Below are 17,393 nucleotides of genomic sequence, written 5' to 3' on the forward strand. Positions count from 1 at the left end.
TACATGTCGGTGTATTTTTCTGCGGAAATATGTGCCTTCGAAGCAAATGCCTCGGAAGGAACGGTCATTGTGGTGGTGTCTTCGGACATGTCGCCTCCCAGTTCTCGTATTCTTGACGTGACCCTGCGCAAGGCAGAGTCCTTCCTCCAGATCAGCTTTACAGAGTTTGATGTGAAAATGCCCGTAACTTGCTGCATTAAATAGATTTATTTGTAAATCACTTCACGAATGTACGTCACTTTGTGTAAATTAAATTTACAAATCTGAAATGTCATGACTTTACAGATTGTTAGTTTCGATCTCTGCAGCAGAGTGAAATCTTGAAATTGCTTGCTCACGTTCGCTGTTTGGGACGTTGAGCGCCCATATAGACGCAGCCGTCGAGTGTCGGGCCAAAACGCTGCGGCGCGGCATTGGAATGCGCCACTCGATGATCGACTCGCTTAACTGGATTTGTTTCATCCGGCGGCAAACCTCCATTGATGCCACCATGCGCTCAGAAATTTGACCAATTCGGGCTATATGTTCCAGCAAAGCAAATTCCCGCATGTCTGATGAGACATGCGGGGAGGCGCGTTTGGTGCAAGTCTCAGCCGTGAGAGACATTTAAGAGACCAGTCTCACCTCTTCATCTTCATTTGTCGTTTTGAGCACAGAGCTGTCACGCTCGAGGGCGGTGGCTTGAGCTTTCAGGGATTGCAAGGCCGCGGTGGTCTCTTCGAACATGGCCGCGTTGTGTTGTGTCACCTGATCCAGTTGGCTGACGGCTGTTGATATTTCCGCGAGACCGACAGATTGTTCAGAAGCAGAGGTCGAAATGGTCTGAACAAGGCCGTCCAAGCTTGCCACAAGGGTCTCAATCTCGGCGAGCGCATCCCCAGATGCATTCACGAGTTGCACACCCTCGTCGACTTGACGCCCCGATGTTTCGATCAGTTTCGCAATCTCGTTTGCCGCCTCGGAGCTGCGTTGTGCCAGGGCCCTCACTTCGGAGGCAACGACGGCAAAGCCCCTGCCCGAATCGCCAGCTCGCGCGGCTTCGACGCCGGCGTTCAGGGCCAAGAGATTGGTTTGGAATGCAATGTCATCAATGACGCTGGTGATCTTGGAAATCTGGGTTGAGCTTTCTGCAATGTCGTTCATGGCTTTGACGGTCCGCTGGACAACATGGCGCCCTGCCGTTGAGCGGTCTTTGGTTTGGCCAACCGTGCCGGCAGCATCTTTTGCACTGCGGGCTGAGCTGTCTACAGAAGCGGCAAGTTCGGTGATCGCTGCCGCGGTTTCTTCAAGGGAGGCGGCTTGAGTTTCCGTGCGACGGCTCAGATCTATCGCGGCGCTGTTGAGGTTGTCGGTTTCACCAATGATGGTGGCGGCCCCTTCAACGATGGTGCTGGCCAAGCGGCTGATTTTTTCAACGGCATCATTGAAGTCGGTGCGCAGTTTTACATATTCAGGCGGAAAGTCTTCGTTGATACGCACGGTCAAATCGCCGCGTGACATGGCGCCGAGGCCCGCCGCAAGCGTTGATACGACGCGCTGTTGATTTCTGAGGTTTCGTTCGCGTTCGGCTTCGGCTTCGGCACGCTCCGCCTCTTTTTCCTGGCGGGCCTTTTCTTGTTCTTTGCGACGGCTTTCCTCAACGGCGGCTTCACGGAGTTTGGCCTGATGTTCTCGCTCCGCGGCGTCTTCCCGTTCGCGCACCATGGCGGCGTCTTTTTCGATTTGAGCCTGTGCAAGTTCTGCACGCTCAACAAGGGCTACCCTAAAGATTTCAAGGACGCGGGCCATTTCGCCAATTTCACTTTTGTTGTTGGTCATCGGCACTTCAGTGTGGGTATCGCCTTGGGACATGGCAGACATACGTGCCTTCAAGGCGTCAAGAGGGTGCGTGACACTTCGGACAAGGAGAGCGGAGGTGAGCCCGAGCGCGATGAGCGCTGCCGCCAGAACGCCATGGCCGATGGTTCTCATGTCAGTAAGATCATCATTGATGTCAGACATGTAAGAGCCCGTGCCAACGATCCAACCCCAAGGTTCGTATTCGCGCACAAAACTGATTTTTTCATCGTCGCCGCTGCCGTCCGGTTTGTCGAAGTAATACGTCAACGCACCGCGGCCTTTGGTGGTGGCAATTTCGATCATTTCCTGGAAAATGTAGGTGCCGTGGGTGTCTTTGATGTCGGTCTGATCGGTGCCGTTCAGCTCTGGCTTGATCGGATGGGCGATCATGATGTTTTGGTTATTCAAGACAAAGAAGTAACCGCTTTCGCCATAGCGCATCTTCATCATGGTCTCCTGACCAAGGGCGATGGCTTGCTCATGTGTGAGAGCGCCGGCTTTTGCCTGATCGTCGATCTCGATAAGGGTCGCGATGGCGGTATCTACAACATCACTTAGGTGTTGTTCACGCATGGCGAGCGCGGAGTTGTAGGCGAGATTCAATAGAATTTGTGTAAGTACTGCGATCAGAACAACGGCAATCACGACGATGGCGTAGATTCGGACTGATAGTTTTGACAGCTGAGCGCGAATCATCTCGATCCCCTTGAATTGTATGGCGTTTGGGAACACCATGAGGGGAGCATCTTAACAATCAGTGCATTGATGCACGTTTTGCAATGCGAGAACGCATTCAGCGTTCGACCAAGGGAGGGGGCGAGCATTTGGGGGTCAAACCCAAAGGCATCATCTCATTCCAGTCAGGCCTATGCCCCGGATCGTGGGTCAGCGAGACAGTTCTTGCGTGATCTTTTGCGCCAGTTGACGCATAGCAAGGCCAGAGGCGGCGGCAATGCCCGCGGGCGAGGTGTCGCGAAGCGGGACGGCGATGTCAAACCGCACGATCCGTTCGCGCACGATATGATCATAGGATGAAATCGCGAACTGGCCTTTGAGGTCAAACTGGCCCGAAGCCCGCGCCACCATTTCCGAGACACGCACTTCGACTGCCGCCTGCGCCGGGGTGGCCAAAGGCCAAGGTTCCGCCGCCACTGTGGCCGACCCAGCGCGGCCAATGGTATCGGCCAGCAAAAGCGTCACAGCGCGCACAGGCTCATCCGCCCAAGCCGCGCCTTTGACCGGGGTCAACGCGCCGTCACCGCCCTCCAAAAGGATTTGCGATTCCTCGGCATAGGCCGGGAGCGACACTTCGCGCACCTCAAGGGTTGCAACGCGCAACCGCACCGGCGCTGCGGTCTCGGCCGGGGCCGTGTCGATCAAATAGCGTGGATCGGTGCCGCCACAGGCGGCCAAAAGCAAAAGGGCAAGCGGGAGAAAACGAAACATATCGGTCACCGTCCAAACAAGAGGGAATTGGGGTTGCGTTCAATGGCGCGGGCGAGCTTGCTCAGCGCTTGTGCCGCCGCGCGCACTTCGCGCAGGGACGAGAGCGTTTCGCGGTTGAAACTGGATTGGCTGCCATAGCCCGCAAGGGTCTTTTCGGCCTCGGCCACGAGGGTTTCGATCCGGGCGGACAGTTCCGGCAGGCTCTGCGCCGCCTGTTCAATCGCCGATGCGGCATCGCGGGCGGACGACAGCGTGGCGTTGGTGTTTTCAACCACGCCACCGGCGCGCAATTCGGCCAAGGCGCTGCGAGCTTCATCCAAAGCGGCGGTCAGGCTTGCGGGCAGGGCGCGGGCGTCCGGCGTGTCGATCAACCGATCCGCCCCGTCCAAAAACGCCCCGGCAGAGGCGAGGAATTGTTCGACTTCAAGCGAATTGGCCTTGTTGGTCAATTTTTGTAAATCGGCCACCAGTTGCGGCAACTCCGCCGTGGCGCCTTCGATGTCGGCGGCCACGTCTGTGACCGATGTCGCGGCCTCTTCGGCGGCGTCCAAGGCGGCCACGAGTTTGCCCACCGCATCCGCTTGCCGCAACTCTTCGGACACTGCGCGCAACTCGGAAATGGCGACTTTCAACTCGGCGGGGAGCGCTTGCGTGTCCGGGCTGCCAAGCAACCCGCGCGCGTCATCCAACAGCGCGACAAATGCATCAGGTGCCGCGCGCAGGGTTTCGTCGCCCGCAAGGCTTTCGACGGCTGCAAGCGTGGCGATGGTTTGATCCAACAGCTCTTCGACCGGCAGGTCATTGACCCGTTTCAACAACCCCTCTGCGGTCGCGCCCACATCCGGCAAATCGGAGGGCACGGAGGGCAACAGTGGCGCGGATTCGGAGAAAATCCCAAGAATCGCCGGGCTTGCATCCGGGATATTCGCGAGTTCGATCACCAGCGAGGTGCTGAACAGGCTTTGCGACGCCAGCCGTGCACGCAGCCCGCCTTTGACGGCATTGGCGAAAAACGCGATGGTTTCTGCGGCGGGGGCATCGGCATCTAAGCCCAAGCGTTGCGGATCAATTGAAATCATCGCGCGCAACTTCACGCTTGGGCCATCCGGCATGTCTTCGATAAATGCACCAAGATCAGAGACCGCACCAATGCGCACGCCGCGATACAGCACGGGTGAGCCTGCGGACAGGCCGCTGACGGATTCATCAAACTCGACCGTCAAATCGACAGCATTGTCGATGGTCTCGCTGAACACACTGTCGCGCGCCTGTTCTTCGCCCTCGAACAGATCAAAAACCTGCCCGGGTCGCACCGGGCCGCCGCCGGAAAACACCGTGTCAAAGGCCAGCCCGCCACGCACAAGACTGGCGACCGAGTCAACCGAAAGATTAAGGCCGCTTGGGCCAAAATTGATTGAGAAGCCAGAGGTTTGCCAAAACCGCGTGGCGGAGGTGAGGCGTGTGTCATAGGGCGCGTTAATAAAGGCGTCGACCATCACGCCCGAGCCATTGTCGAGCAGGCGCGGGCTTTCGATTTTGCCGACTTCGATGCCTTTGTGAAAAATCGGCGCGCCGGGGGTGAGTTGTGATCCAGACGCCGTGCGCAGGGTGATTTTTGTACCTTTCATACCGGGCAAGACCAAGGGCGTGTCATCGCGTCCGACAAATTTGGTGGCACCTGCGCCGGGGGCGGGGTCGAAGGCGGCCTGAATATAGGCGCCCGAAAGCACGGTGGAGAGGCCGGAAATGCCGCTGGCGGAGACTTCGGGGCGCACGACCCAGAATTCGGCATCGGCGGGCAAGGACTCCGCCACCGTCCGATCAATGCGCGCGCGATCACGACAGAGGTCAGATCGGCGGAAAAGGCCACGTCTTCGACCAGGCCGATGGTGACATCGCGGTAGCGCAGAGCAGTTTCATTTGCGGTGATGCCGGCTGCGTTTTCAAACCGGATTTCAATGCGTTGACCCCGGTCGGCCCAGCTTTGCCAGGCAATGAAAAGCGTCACGGCCAAGGCCGCCAAAGGCACCAACCAGACATAGGACAGGTTGCGCCATGCCGAGCGTTTCGGACCTTCGACCACCATTTCTGTTGGCTGCACATCGCTCATGGCATTGCCCTCATTCTGCGTCCTCGTTACGCGCGTCCCAAATCAGACGCTCATCAAAACTCAAGGCGGCCATCATAGTGAAGGCAACGGAAAGTGCAAAGCTGACCGCCGCAATCCCCGGCGTGATGGTGGCAGCAAAATCCAACCGCACCAGCGAAGAAAGGATCGCAACCACAAACACATCAATCATCGACCAGCGTCCAATAAATTCAACAATTTCAAACAGGGTGTGACGGCGATGCATCGGCATGCGTACTTTGCGTGTCACCGACAGGCCAAGGTAAATAATCGCAATGAACTTGGCGATCGGGATCACGATGGAGGCGAAGAACACGATACCCGCCACGCCGTAGGAGCGTGGTGCATCAGTTCGATCACCCCGCCGAGAATGGTGTTTTCCGTGGTTTTCCCAAGACTTACGGTGGAAAGCATCGGGTAGAGATTGGCCGGTATATAGATGACCATTCCGGCGATGAGCCAGGCCCAGACCTTTTGCAAACCATCGACATCGCGCGGGCGCAGACGGGCGCCACAGCGGGCACATCGCACCACGCCGGGTCGGTCCACCTTGCCACAATGGGTGCAGCCGATCAGACCCGCATCACGGGCTGTCAGGATCGGCGGCGCGCTTCTAAGGTTTTCCAAACGGTCACTCTACTCATAAAATTATCTTTCAGCACGGTCACGATGACCAGCGCCACAAAGGCCCAAAATGCCGGGCCCAGCGAGACATGCGCCAGCCCTGCGACTTTTACCAATGCCACCGCAACGCCAACGATAAACACCTCTGCCATCGCCCAGGGCCGCAACGCTTCGGTCACTCGAAACGCATGAACCGCATGGCGTGCCGGATGCCAGCCAAAGGCCATCGGCCCCAACACATAAAGCAGTGTCAAAAACCGGGTCACGGGCAAAACCACAATCAAAGCAGCCATGGCCAGCGTCAGCGGCGCGGTCAATCCGGTGGCATAGGCCATCACCGTGTCCAACAAAGAACTGCGCCGGACCATGCCCGCCGCACCCAATTCGAGAAAGGGGAAAAACACCGCCGCAATCATCAGGATCAGCGCTGCCAGAGCCAGCATGATGATGCGGGTCATCGCCAAGGGTCGCGGCGCTTCGATCACCGTATGACAGCGCGGGCAAGAGGCCGTGGCTCCGACCGAGACAGTGCGGTCCACCAGCAAAGCGTCACAGGCGGGACAAGCCATCATCCCGTCAAGGTCAGGGATATGAGGAAAGGCGGGTGCGGTCATCGGATCAGTCTACCCTGTCGTGCAAGTGTTGAAAAGCGGCACAGCCCCCGCCGTGATCTCCTGGGGCTTTGATGCTCAATAGCGGGGTGTTCAATAGGGGGACAATCTGCGCGTTCGGCGCGTGCAATGCGCGGGGTTTCGCGCAGAGAGGGAATAAAAGGCCGCTTTAGGCGAAAGCAACCTTGTTTTTCCGCGAAACCGGCGAAAAACCCCGATTTCGCCCCTGACAAACTCGCGAAAAATCGCCAGTTCTCAAACGGTTCTACAGATTTATGTGGCGGTGCAGCGAAACTAAACATATTTGACGGATGTCACGGAACTGTCATGCGAGTGAGTCGCATGCAGGGATGATGTGAGTCTGGGAAACCAGAGTCGAGAAACCAAGTCGGGAAGCCAGTTCGGTTCAATGTTTGCGCAATGTCAGTAAAGTCACTCTCTTCTGATGCGGGCCTGTCCCGTCGTTCCGTTCTTGCCACGCTGTCGGGGTCTGTGGCCGCCGTCGCCTTGGCGCGCACTGCTTGGGCACAAGACGTGGACCCAACGGTGGATGCACCAGCCGTCAGCACGCCTGTGCCGGAGGTCATGCCCGAACCTGTGGCCGAACCGATCGGCCCTCAGCCGTTTTCGTTTGACTGGCTCGATGCGCGGATCTCTGAGGCGGCGCAGTCTGACTATCAGGCCCCTGTTGCCGCGGCCGAAGTGATCACGGACCTCGATTACGACGACTACCGTAAGATCCAGTTCAACCCCTTGCGTGCCCGCTGGCGCGATGAGGGCGTGTTGTTTCAGGTTCACGCTTTTCATCCCGGTTGGTTGTACAAAGACACGGTGACGGTCCATGAGGTCGTGGACGGTATGCAGGTGCCGATGGCGTTTTCCACTGACGATTTCCTCTATTATGAAGACTTGGCCGCGCGCGTGTCGCCCCATGTCGCCTTGCCCGGTGTGGCTGGCTTTCGGTTGAACTCGCCGCTCAATCGCGCTGATAAGTTCGACGAATTGGTGGCCTTTGTTGGCGCCTCCTATTTCCGCGCTTTGGCGCGTGACAGCAGCTATGGCCTGTCGGCGCGGGGGCTTGCCATCAACACCGGGTTGAGCGGCGAAGAAGAATTCCCGCGCTTCACTGAGTTTTGGCTCGAACGTCCTGCCGTCGGCCAGGACACCGTGGTATTTTACGCAGCCCTCGAAAGCCCGTCCTGCACCGGCGCGTATCGGTTTGTTATCCGTCCGGGCGAGGAAACGGTGATTGATGTCACCGCCAAGCTGCATTTCCGCCGCGATGTGGAACAATTGGGCGTGGCCGCGCTGACCTCGATGTTCTTGTTCGACGAAAAGAATAGCGACGCCTTTGACGATTATCGCCCGCAAGTCCATGACAGCAACGCCCTGATGGTGGTGCGTCGCGACGGCGATGTGCTCTGGCGTCCGCTCAACAACCCGCCGCGTCTGGCAAGCTCGTATCTGAGCGAACCGAACCTCAAATCCTTCGGTCTGATCCAACGCGACCGGGCGTTTGAGGATTACCAAGACGCCGGGGCGCATTATCAGGACCGCCCCTCTGTGTTGATCGAACCGCAGGGCGATTGGGGCCCGGGCGCTATCCGTTTGGTGGAAATCCCGTCCGATCTGGAAGGCAATGACAACATCGTCAGCTTCTGGGTGCCGTCTGAGAAGCCGAAAGCGGGCGAGACGCGTGAATATGTGTATCGTCTGCGGTGGGGGGCGCTTGGCACCGACCGCGACGGGGACCGCGCATGGATTGTCAACACTTTGGCGGGCCAAGGCGGCACGTCTGGCGTCTCGGGCGCGAAAGCCTCGTTGCGCAAATTTGTGATTGATTTTGACGGTGGGTTGATGGCGGGGCTGCCTGCGGATGCTGAGATGGAGCCGGTCGTGACCCTGTCTGGCGGCAAAATCCAACATATCGCCCTCTCCAAAATTGAAAACACCACGCGCTGGCGTTTGGTGATTGATGTCGATGGCGGCAATGAGCGGCTGGTTGAACTTGTCGCCCATGTCGCGGGCTTTGGACGGAAACTGACGGAAACATGGATTTATCAATGGGTACGCACATGATGATGCAAGGGTCTCTTTCTGATGCGGCGCAGGACGCACACGCGCGGGCCATCGGTACGCGTCACGCGGAGATTTTGCGTGCGGCGCGTCTGCCTCATGCGCCTTTGGCGATGCCCCGGCAGGTGATCGAACGGCCCCTTGCGGAGGCCGTGGCACAGACACCGTTTTTGTCGCGCCTCATCGGGGTTTTCGCCTCCGGTATCGGTCGCACTGCGCGTGGCAGATAACCAATGAGCCAATCGACGTCCCCCAGCGGCGCGCGTTCTGCGCGTGCTTTGGCGTTGCTGATCAGTGTTGGCCTTGGGATCGGCGCGGCGGCATTGTTTTTGCAATTCGGCGCGGCGGACGGCTATCAGATGGTCGATGGTGTGCGGGCTGCGCTTGTGTTTATCACGACATTTTGGCTGGCTTGGGGCGCGATGCAATCGGTGGAGGGGCTTATTTCGGCCCGAAACCCCCCCGCATATCTGAACACGCCGCTTACGACCCGCACCGCGATTTTGATGCCCGTCTATAACGAAGATCCTGCGGTGGTTTTTGCCCGCGTGGCGGCGATGGACGTCTCGCTCACCCGGCTTGGTGTGGCCGAACAATTTGATTTTGCTATCCTGTCTGATACGCAAAATGACCGAGTGGGGCCCGAAGAAGAGCGGTGGTTCGTGCATCTTTGGTCTGACCGCGGCCAAGACGCGCGGGTCGCCTTAGGGAAAGCCCCCCGGTTTTTCTACCGTAGACGGGCGCGCAATATTGGCCGCAAAGCGGGTAATATTCAGGACTTTTTTGAGACCTCGGGCGGGCAATATGATTTCGCGCTGATCTTGGATGCCGACAGTTTGATGGAAGGCGAAACCATTGTTGAAATGGTGCGCCGGATGCAGGCGGCCCCCGAGCTTGGTCTGTTGCAAACCCTGCCGCGCATCACCGGCGCGCGCTCGCGCTTTGGCCGTGCCATGCAATTTTCCGCCGGGTTCTATTCGCCGGTCTTTGCCCAGGGTCAGGCCGCGATGCAAGGCGTCACGGGCCCGTTTTGGGGCCACAACGCCATGGTGCGGGTGCGGGCCTTTGCGGAAAGCTGTGCGCTGCCCGAACTCTCCGGCCCGCCGCCCTTTGGCGGTCATATCCTCAGCCACGATTACGTCGAAGCGGCGCTTTTGGCGCGCGCCGGATGGGGGGTGCGACTTGATCCAGATTTGGCGGGGTCTTTTGAGGAAGGCCCCGAAAACATGATTGATTTCGCCAAACGCGATCGGCGCTGGTGTCAGGGCAATTTACAACATATCCGGGTGATTTCTGCGCCGGGCCTCAAGGGCTGGTCGCGGTTCGTGTTTTTCCAAGGCATCCTCAGCTACGTCGCGCCGCTGTTTTGGGTGATGTTTCTGGCCTCCAACCTCTACGCCACTGCGACCGCGCCTGAACCGGATTTCTTTCCTGAACCGTTCCAATTGTTTCCGGTGTTTCCCTCTGATCAAACCTCGAAAGCGGTGGGGGTTGCGGTGGGTGTCTTTGGCCTTTTGGTTTTTCCCAAAGTGTTGATCCTACTCGATGCCATCGCGCGTGGGCGGGTGGCGGAGTTTGGCGGTACAGTCACGGCCCTGCGCAGCATGATAACCGAGCTCATCCAATCCTCGATCAACGCGCCGATCATGTTGATGTGGCAAACCCGGGCGGTGATGCAGGTGGTGATGGGGCGCGATGGCGGTTGGCCAGCGCAGACACGTGGTGACGGGCGGCTGACATTTCCCGAGGCCTATGCCGCCGGGTGGTGGATTCAACTGTGGGGCATCGTGGTGATGGCACTCACCCATAGTTTCGCCCCCAACCTGATGCTTTGGGTTTTGCCGATTGGCGTACCCTTGGTGGTGGCGCCTTTGGTGATCTGGATGACATCAAAGCCCTCTCACCCGCCGGTGTTTCTGACGCCGGAAGAAACCGCCCTGCCGCAGGTCATCACCGATCATCGCCGGATTGTCGCGCTTTGGGATGACACTTCCCCAAGTGTCGTCGTGCCCAATGCCCAAGTGGCTGAAATCCCTGCCTGATATGTCCCATACCAAACCGTCCTCCTCCGCACCGATTGGCGTGCCCGTATCCTCTCGTGGCCCGAATGCACGAGACCCCAGGCTCGACTTTTTCCGGGGGCTCGCCTTGGTGATGATTTTCATCAACCATGTGCCCGGCAACCCGCTTGAGGTCCTTACCAATCGCAATTTCGGCTTCTCGGATGCGGCCGAAGGGTTCGTTTTCATGTCCGGGATGGCGGCGGGGCTGGCTTATCCTTTGGCCTTTGTGCGTTTGCCGTTGTGGCGGGCTGTGGCGAAATGTTGGGGCCGGGCCTGGACGCTTTACTCCGTGCATCTGGTGATTTCCGTGATCTCTTTGGCGATCATGCTGGGCGCGGCCTATTGGTTCGGCGCCGACAAGATGTGGAAGGTCAACAACGTTGGCCCGTGGATGAAAGCCCCGGTGCAAGCGACGATTGGGATCGCCACATTGGGCCATCAGTTCGGCTATCTGAACATTTTGCCGATGTATGCGGCCTTGTTGCTGATGACGCCGGTGATGATCCTGGTCGGGCAACGCAATATCTGGATCATGCTGGGCGGGTCATTCGCGCTTTGGATTTTCACCGGTGAAACCCGCCTCAACGTGCCCGCCTATCCCAATCCCGGCGGTTGGTTTTTCAACCCGTTCGCGTGGCAATTCCTCTTTGCCATCGGGCTTGCCTGTGGGATGCGGTTGAAGGCGGGTCAGCGGTTGGTGCCAAATGTGGCCTGGGCCAAATGGCTGTCACTGACGATCTTGGTGCTCATTCTGGGCTGGATGAAAATCGACGCGATCCGTGAGGTTGGCAGCAGCGGGTTGGGCGTTTTGCGCAGCCTTGGGGCGCCATTTTACATCACCAATTTCGACAAAACCTTTCTTGCCGCCCCGCGTCTGATCCATGTGTTGGCACTGGTATATTTCCTCTCGACGCAAAATTGGGTGACACACCTCTCTGCCAGCCGTTGGGTTTGGCCGATCCAATTGATGGGGCGGTTTGGTCTTGGCTGTTTTGCGCTTGGCACGGTTTTGTCGATCCTCGGCCAGTCGATCAAAGCGGCGCTGATCTATGATCCGTGGATCTTTGACCTGGCCTATGTGTTTGTCGGTTTGGCGGTGCAAATGGGCTTTGCCCGGATCAAATGGCAATTGGCCAAGCCCGCCGTGGCGCGGGTCGGGTAGTTTTCAAGCGGTGCTGCGGGCCATTTTCTTATCTGCAAAGCGGCGACTTTTGGCTCCAAGCCGTATCTTGCGGCCCTAAATCACCATGCAGACGGTTTTATTCTCCAGGTAATTGTCCAAGCCTTGCGCGCTGTTTTCCACGCCCCAACCCGAGGCCTTGATCCCGCCTTTCGGCAGTTCCGGTGAAAAATAGCTATGGCAATTGACCCAGACCGTGCCCGCATGGATTGCCGCCGCCAGTTTGTGCGCGTGGCTGAGGTTTTCGGTCCAGACCGAGGCCGCCAAGCCGTATTCGCTGTCATTGGCGAGGCCCAAGGCCTCCTCTGGCGTGTCAAATGGGGTGAGTGCCGTCACCGGGCCGAAAATCTCATCCCGCATCAAGGCCATGTCGGGGCGCACGCCAGTCAGGATCGTTGGTTGAAAAAACGCGGGTGCTTCGTCGATTTGCCCGCCTCCGGTCAAAATTTCGGCCCCCTCGGCGCGACCTTGGTCGACAATCCCCGCGACCCGCGCGGCATGTGTGGCGTTGATGAGCGGGCCAAGATCGCTGTCCGGTGCCAACCCGTGCCCAAGGCGCAGCGCAAGTGCGGCCTGCACCAGCCGTTCGGCAAATTGATCATAGAGTGCGCGCTGAACATAGATGCGAGACCCGGCCACACAGACCTGTCCCGAATTGGCAAAAATCCCGCGCGCTACACCCGGCACCGCCAGATCAAGATCGGCATCCGCCATCACAATCGCCGGGGATTTGCCCCCGAGTTCGAGTGTCAGTTTTTTGAGGTTGCCCTTGGCCGAGCCCAACAAATGCCGTCCGATTTCGGTCGATCCGGTAAAGGCCACTTTGGCGACACCCGCATGTGTGGCCAAGGCCTCTCCGACCTCATGTCCAAAGCCAGTCAACAGGTTGACCACGCCCTTGGGCATCCCCGCCTCTTCGATCAATTTACAGAGCCGGATCGCGGTCAGTGATGTTTCCTCGGCCGGTTTCAAAATCACGGTGCAGCCCGCGCAAAGCGCAGGCGCCAGTTTCATTGCCGCCATCAAAAGGGGCGAATTCCATGGCGTGATCGCGGCCACAACGCCGACAGGTTCGCGCCGGGTATAGGCCATGACCTGTTTGCCCGCAGGGGCGTAACCGATTGAAGGCGTGATGCTCTCACCGGTCAATTTGGTCGCAAACCCGGCGTAATAGCGAAACTGCGCGATGGCACCGGGGAGTTCGCCGAACCGCGCGGTGGCGAATGTTTTGCCCTGATCAAGGCTTTCCAATTCGGCCAATTCATCGGCGTGGGCCTCGATCAGATCGGCGATGTTCCACAGCAAGGCCTGACGCGTGGCGGGCAGCATCCCGCGCCATGCGGGGGAGACAAGCGCCTCATGCGCCGACGCCACCGCCGCATCGGCCTCAGTTGCGCCTGCTCGGGAAAGGCGGGTCAAAAGCCCGCCCGTGGCGGGATCATGGCTGTCAAACTGATCGGGCAATATCTGCCATTCCCCGCCGATCCAAATCGGTTGCGCGGGCCGGGCCAAAAACGCCAGGGCACCGTCGGTTTTGGGCGCATGTGGGGTCAAGGTGAATGTCATATCCTGTCCTTTATAAGCGTACGGGCGCGAAACGCCCCGCGCAAAATCGAGTGATAGCCGGTGCAGCGGCACAGGTTGCCCTCAAGGGCGGTGCAGATCATCTCGTCCGTGGCATCGGGCGAGAGGGTGAACAGCCCAACGAGGCTCATCATCACGCCGGGCGCACAATAGCCGCATTGAAAGCCGTTTTCCTCCTCCATTGCGCGCACCAAAGCCCGGCCCTCGGCCAGCGTTTCCAGCGCCTCGATGGTGGTCACGGCTTTGCCCGCCACCTGCCATCCCATCAGCAAACAGGCGTTGATCGCGTGACCCTCGAGCAAAACGGTACAAGCCCCGCAGCGGCCAATTTCGCAGGCCTGTTTGGTGCCGGTCTGGCCTAACCTTTCGCGCAGGGTCGACAACAGGCTCTCATCCGGGGCGATCTCGGCGGTCTGACCATTGAGTGTAAACCCGATCATGTTTGGGCCTCCGCCTCAAAGGATGCGATCACATCCAAAAGGCTCTCTGGGGCAAACGGCGCCACCACCGGCCAGCGTCCAATTGCATCAAACACCGCATTGGCAATCGCGGGCGTCACCGCACCAATGCCCAACTCCCCCGCTCCGCGCGGGCCATAGGGGTCACCGGGGTCAAGATCTTCAAGAGCGGTGATCCGCATGGTGTTGGGCACATCGCGCACCGTTGGCATCATATAGCTGTCAAAATTTGCGGTCACCGGGCGGCCATCCTGCATCAGCATATCCTCGGTCAAGGTGAAGCCCAGGCCTTGGATCAACCCGCCCTCCATCTGGCCCAAATAGGACGCCATGTCGATCACGGGTCCGGCGGCGGTATGCATCTCAAGATCAAGCACGCGGACCTGCCCGCTGATCCGGTTCACGGCCACACGCGTCAATGTCGTGGCAAAAGCGAAAATCAGGCGGGCGTTGCCTTTGGTGTAATCCGACTTTGGAAAAGAGAACTGCGTGGTGAAGGTGGCGCTATCGGCCATGGCGTCAAACCGCAACAGCGGCGTGGGTGTATTGGCCCCGCGCGCGCCAATCCCGCCGGGGACAAGTCGCAGTTCCGCAGGGGGTAGGCCAAGTTTGGCACCTGCCTGCGACAGGAGTTCGGTCTCAAACGCCGGTGCCGTCTCCTTGATCCCGCGCCAGACCACATAGCCGCCGCGCGAGGCGGTGGTCGAACCGCTGTCGGGGGCGGTTCCGGTGTCGCCAAACACCCCACGACTGTCATCGCGGGCCACGCCCAAACGCGTGGAAAGTTCGGCATGAAGCGAGGCGATTAGGCCCTGACCCATCTCATCGAGACCACAGAGCACTTCGATTTTTCCGCCCTTCAAACGCAGCGCAAATTCCGCCTCATCCTCGGGCAAAGTGCCAAGTCCGTTGCCCTGATAATTCAGCGCCATGCCGGTGCCGATGATCTCGTCGGGATTGGTCTCTCGGGCACTCCAAAGCGGCGAGCTTGAGGCGGCGTCGAGCATTTCAAGCAGGCGCTCAGAGGGCGCAACTCTTTGGCTCAGAAAACCGGGACTGCCAGGCACACGCATGTTCAGCCTGCGGATCGCCACCGGATCAAGCCTCGCTTTTGCCGCCAGACGGTCCATCTGACATTCAATCGCATAGCTCATCTGATTGGCACCAAAGCCACGAAACGCGCCGCATGTGCCATTGTTGGTATAGGCGAGCCGCCCGCGTGTTTGAATGTTTTCAATCACATAAGGTCCGGCGGCATGTTCCATCGCGGTTTCTAAAACGCCGGGCGACAACGACGCATAGGCACCGCAATCGGCGACGACATCGACCTCTTGCGCCACCAAACGCCCCGTTGCGTCACAGCCGGTTTTCATCCGAATGCGCATCGGATTGCGCTTGATCCCGGCCTGAACACTTTCAGCGCGGCTGAGGTGTAGCCGCACGGCGCGGCCGGATTTGCGCGCCAAAAGTGCCAAAATGGGTTGGACCGTCAATTCGTCCTTGCCCCCAAACGCTCCGCCCGTGGGCGAAGAAATCACGCGGATTTTGTCCTCGGGGAGGTCGAGAATGCGCGACAGTTGCAACCGATCGCGGGCACCATGCTGGCCCCCGGCACAGACTAAGATTCCGTTGTGCTGAGGCCCATCCGGTGCGGCCCAGCCACCTTCGGTTTCCATAAACCCGTGCATCTGGCGCGGGGTGACGTAGGTGTCTTCGACCACATGCACGGCCTTGGCCCAGCCGTCAGTGAGATCGCCCTTGGCATGGGCGATCTCACTGACAAGATTGCCACTGTCATGCACACGCGCGGCACCGGGCATCAATGCCATCTCCGGGTCGGTGACATCGGGTAAAGGCGCATACTCGACTTCGATCAGCGCCAGCGCCGCCTCAGCCACTTGCGCATCAATCGCGGCGACGGCGGCGACCGGATCACCGGTGTAACGCACTTTGTCGGCACAGAGCGCGGGCTGGTCTTGGAAGACGATGCCAAAGCCGTTGAGCCCGGTGATGTCGCGATGGGTGACCACGGCATGCACCCCCGGCAGTGCCTCGGCCTGGCGCGTGTCAATGCGCAGGATTTCGGCATGAGGGTGAGCGGCGCGCAGGATACGCCCGACCAACATGCCGGGCGCGCGCACATCGGTCAGATAGGGCAGGGCGCCACGCACCTTTGCGGGCATGTCCGGGCGGGTGTGCCAGCGGTCGCCGCCGCCCTGCCGCGAGAGTGCGGCGAGAGCCAGGGGCGGGGTTGGGCTGGGGCGGAGGGTTTTGGGGCAATGGGTTTTGAGGCCTGGCCCGAGCAGGCCATGAGAGATCACTTTGGCGGCGACACGTTTGCGGTAGCCCGCACTGCGAAAGGCACAAGATGGCGCGTCGATGGCCGCGAAAACCCGCGTCTCAAGATCGGCCATGTCAACCTTTGTCAAAACCTGCCCGATGAGCCATGTTTCGACCTCTGTAAGCCGCTGCGGCGCGACGATACCGCCCCCTACCGAGAGGCGCAGATCGGTGATCCGACCGTCCTGCGAGGCGAGTGTTCCGGCGCTGACGATCATTGCGGGCGTGAACGCGGCGCGCAGTCCGATTTTGCGCCAAATTGAGCGCTCCAGCGGGCGGAGGGTCATGGAGAGGATGAGGCCTTTTGGGTCGCGCAGATGGTCGCGCAAAGGACGTGGGCCGCGTGTGGTGTTCAGTTCGGCATCCAGTGCCAAAAGCGCCGGAATGAGACAGCCCGCACCAAAACCGATATTGCCGCCCAGCGTTGCGAGACGACGAATATTGGGTGCGCCGACATCCCTGCACGCCTGTGATAAAAGCGGCAATCCGGCGCGGCGGATGTCCTCAAGGGAGGTGCCCGCGCCGATGGTCAAGCCATTGATCCCATTTGGTAAAAGTGGGCCTATGTTGACGAGGTGATCGGGCCGTGTCTGTCCTTGGGACCAGCGAAACTGATGCCCCGTGCCGCCGACCACGGCCTGCGCGCCTGTGGCAATCAGGGCCTCGGCCTCGGCCAATGTGCGGGGGTGGCTGACCCTCATGCGGCCTCCGGCGTGGTCGTGCCAAAGGTAATCCCCTTTTCCTTCAACCAGCGGCGATAGGCGACCGAGGAACTGTCGGCGCGGGTCGGGATTTCGCTGCGCGCCTCAAGTGGCAACAACAGCGGGCGTTGGTTTTCGACGATGATCCGGTCTTGCAGGAAAATCACCTGTTCAAAGCGCAAAAGCTGGGTATGGCTGGAGGTCTGGTCGAGCAGATACATCACCGGTTGCGCCCGACATAGCCCCTCTTCGATTGGATGGATGAACAGGGCAATGGCATCGCGGTGGGCGGGTTGATCTGGTGCTTCGCGGTAGAGCATGACGACAAAGGGACTGGGCACCC

The 17,393-nt window shown here is 59.4% G+C and carries 14 protein-coding genes and 2 pseudogenes; 5 read left to right on the forward strand and 11 right to left on the reverse strand.

Annotated features, from left to right (window positions below; translation table 11 throughout):
• On the forward strand, positions 1-204 hold a 204-nt coding region (locus tag C8029_RS22395), incomplete at its 5' end, for a hypothetical protein (protein ID WP_226946312.1).
• A 75-nt stretch (positions 205-279) separates the two neighbouring features.
• Here the strand turns inward: C8029_RS22395 and C8029_RS11315 are convergent.
• The 7 genes and pseudogenes from C8029_RS11315 to C8029_RS11340 form a co-directional block, all read right to left on the reverse strand.
• The gene (locus C8029_RS11315; RefSeq protein ID WP_009574001.1) at positions 280-606 is read right to left on the reverse strand and encodes a hypothetical protein; all 327 of its coding nucleotides are present in this window, start codon (positions 604-606) and stop codon (positions 280-282) included.
• Positions 607-2,574, reverse strand: coding sequence for a methyl-accepting chemotaxis protein (locus C8029_RS11320; protein WP_152002917.1), 1,968 nt, complete (start codon positions 2,572-2,574; stop codon positions 607-609).
• Positions 2,575-2,724: 150 nt separating this feature from the next.
• Positions 2,725-3,285: a PqiC family protein gene (locus C8029_RS11325; RefSeq protein ID WP_152002918.1), complete on the reverse strand. Its 561-nt coding sequence runs from the start codon at positions 3,283-3,285 to the stop codon at positions 2,725-2,727.
• A 5-nt stretch (positions 3,286-3,290) separates the two neighbouring features.
• A complete protein-coding gene (locus C8029_RS11330) occupies positions 3,291-5,099 on the reverse strand; it encodes an MlaD family protein (RefSeq protein WP_502707595.1) in 1,809 nt (602 codons plus the stop codon).
• An 80-nt stretch (positions 5,100-5,179) separates the two neighbouring features.
• Positions 5,180-5,395, reverse strand: a pseudogene (locus C8029_RS23115) (paraquat-inducible protein B); the annotation flags it as partial.
• A gap of 10 nt (positions 5,396-5,405) precedes the next feature.
• A pseudogene (locus C8029_RS11335) lies at positions 5,406-6,040 on the reverse strand (paraquat-inducible protein A).
• Positions 6,007-6,651 carry a paraquat-inducible protein A gene (locus tag C8029_RS11340; RefSeq protein WP_009573996.1) on the reverse strand — a complete coding sequence of 215 codons (645 nt, stop codon included), beginning with the start codon at positions 6,649-6,651 and terminating at the stop codon, positions 6,007-6,009. Before C8029_RS11340 ends, C8029_RS11335 begins: the two are co-directional and overlap by 34 nt.
• 417 nt (positions 6,652-7,068) lie before the next feature.
• Here C8029_RS11340 and C8029_RS11345 point away from each other — a divergent pair, with 417 nt between their 5' ends.
• Genes C8029_RS11345 through C8029_RS11360 form a run of 4 tightly spaced genes read left to right on the forward strand, consistent with a single transcriptional unit; the run spans position 7,069 to position 11,949 of the window.
• Positions 7,069-8,727, forward strand: coding sequence for an OpgD/OpgG family glucan biosynthesis protein (locus tag C8029_RS11345; protein WP_152002919.1), 1,659 nt, complete (start codon positions 7,069-7,071; stop codon positions 8,725-8,727).
• Entirely contained in the window at positions 8,712-8,954 is a 243-nt protein-coding gene (locus C8029_RS11350; protein WP_152002920.1) for a hypothetical protein, read from the forward strand. Before C8029_RS11345 ends, C8029_RS11350 begins: the two co-directional genes overlap by 16 nt.
• A 3-nt stretch (positions 8,955-8,957) precedes the next feature.
• On the forward strand, positions 8,958-10,766 hold the full coding sequence (mdoH, locus tag C8029_RS11355; protein ID WP_009573993.1) for a glucans biosynthesis glucosyltransferase MdoH: 1,809 nt from the start codon (positions 8,958-8,960) through the stop codon (positions 10,764-10,766).
• Entirely contained in the window at positions 10,738-11,949 is a 1,212-nt protein-coding gene (locus C8029_RS11360) for an OpgC family protein (RefSeq protein WP_157789846.1), read from the forward strand. Before mdoH ends, C8029_RS11360 begins: the two co-directional genes overlap by 29 nt.
• 75 nt (positions 11,950-12,024) lie before the next feature.
• On the opposite strand, the gene C8029_RS11365 is transcribed toward C8029_RS11360, so the two are convergent.
• The 4 genes from C8029_RS11365 to C8029_RS22735 are packed head-to-tail and all read right to left on the reverse strand — an operon-like array spanning position 12,025 to position 17,391.
• On the reverse strand, positions 12,025-13,533 hold the full coding sequence (locus C8029_RS11365) for an aldehyde dehydrogenase family protein (RefSeq protein WP_009573991.1): 1,509 nt from the start codon (positions 13,531-13,533) through the stop codon (positions 12,025-12,027).
• Complete coding sequence (locus tag C8029_RS11370) at positions 13,530-13,991, reverse strand: (2Fe-2S)-binding protein (RefSeq protein ID WP_009573990.1); 462 nt, start codon at positions 13,989-13,991, stop codon at positions 13,530-13,532. Before C8029_RS11370 ends, C8029_RS11365 begins: the two co-directional genes overlap by 4 nt.
• Positions 13,988-17,050: a molybdopterin cofactor-binding domain-containing protein gene (locus tag C8029_RS11375; protein ID WP_009573989.1), complete on the reverse strand. Its 3,063-nt coding sequence runs from the start codon at positions 17,048-17,050 to the stop codon at positions 13,988-13,990. The genes C8029_RS11370 and C8029_RS11375 overlap by 4 nt, the downstream gene beginning before the upstream one ends.
• A complete protein-coding gene (locus tag C8029_RS22735) occupies positions 17,047-17,391 on the reverse strand; it encodes a hypothetical protein (protein ID WP_286189885.1) in 345 nt (114 codons plus the stop codon). Before C8029_RS22735 ends, C8029_RS11375 begins: the two co-directional genes overlap by 4 nt.
• Positions 17,392-17,393: the final 2 nt, after the last annotated feature.

The organism is Roseobacter sp. TSBP12 (assembly GCF_009129705.1).
Lineage (GTDB): Bacteria > Pseudomonadota > Alphaproteobacteria > Rhodobacterales > Rhodobacteraceae > Celeribacter > Celeribacter baekdonensis_A.

Excerpts from the sequence above, each read along its gene's own strand:
- C8029_RS11350 (WP_152002920.1), top strand. The coding sequence starts at position 8,712 with ATGGGTACGCACATGATGATGCAAGGGTCTCTTTCTGATGCGGCGCAG.
- C8029_RS11345 (WP_152002919.1), top strand. The coding sequence starts at position 7,069 with ATGTCAGTAAAGTCACTCTCTTCTGATGCGGGCCTGTCCCGTCGTTCC.
- C8029_RS11320 (WP_152002917.1), bottom strand. The coding sequence starts at position 2,574 with ATGGTGTTCCCAAACGCCATACAATTCAAGGGGATCGAGATGATTCGC.
- C8029_RS11315 (WP_009574001.1), bottom strand. The coding sequence starts at position 606 with ATGTCTCTCACGGCTGAGACTTGCACCAAACGCGCCTCCCCGCATGTC.
- C8029_RS11365 (WP_009573991.1), bottom strand. The coding sequence starts at position 13,533 with ATGACATTCACCTTGACCCCACATGCGCCCAAAACCGACGGTGCCCTG.
- C8029_RS11370 (WP_009573990.1), bottom strand. The coding sequence starts at position 13,991 with ATGATCGGGTTTACACTCAATGGTCAGACCGCCGAGATCGCCCCGGAT.
- mdoH (WP_009573993.1), top strand. The coding sequence starts at position 8,958 with ATGAGCCAATCGACGTCCCCCAGCGGCGCGCGTTCTGCGCGTGCTTTG.
- C8029_RS11360 (WP_157789846.1), top strand. The coding sequence starts at position 10,738 with ATGCCCAAGTGGCTGAAATCCCTGCCTGATATGTCCCATACCAAACCG.
- C8029_RS11340 (WP_009573996.1), bottom strand. The coding sequence starts at position 6,651 with ATGACCGCACCCGCCTTTCCTCATATCCCTGACCTTGACGGGATGATG.
- C8029_RS11325 (WP_152002918.1), bottom strand. The coding sequence starts at position 3,285 with ATGTTTCGTTTTCTCCCGCTTGCCCTTTTGCTTTTGGCCGCCTGTGGC.
- C8029_RS11375 (WP_009573989.1), bottom strand. The coding sequence starts at position 17,050 with ATGAGGGTCAGCCACCCCCGCACATTGGCCGAGGCCGAGGCCCTGATT.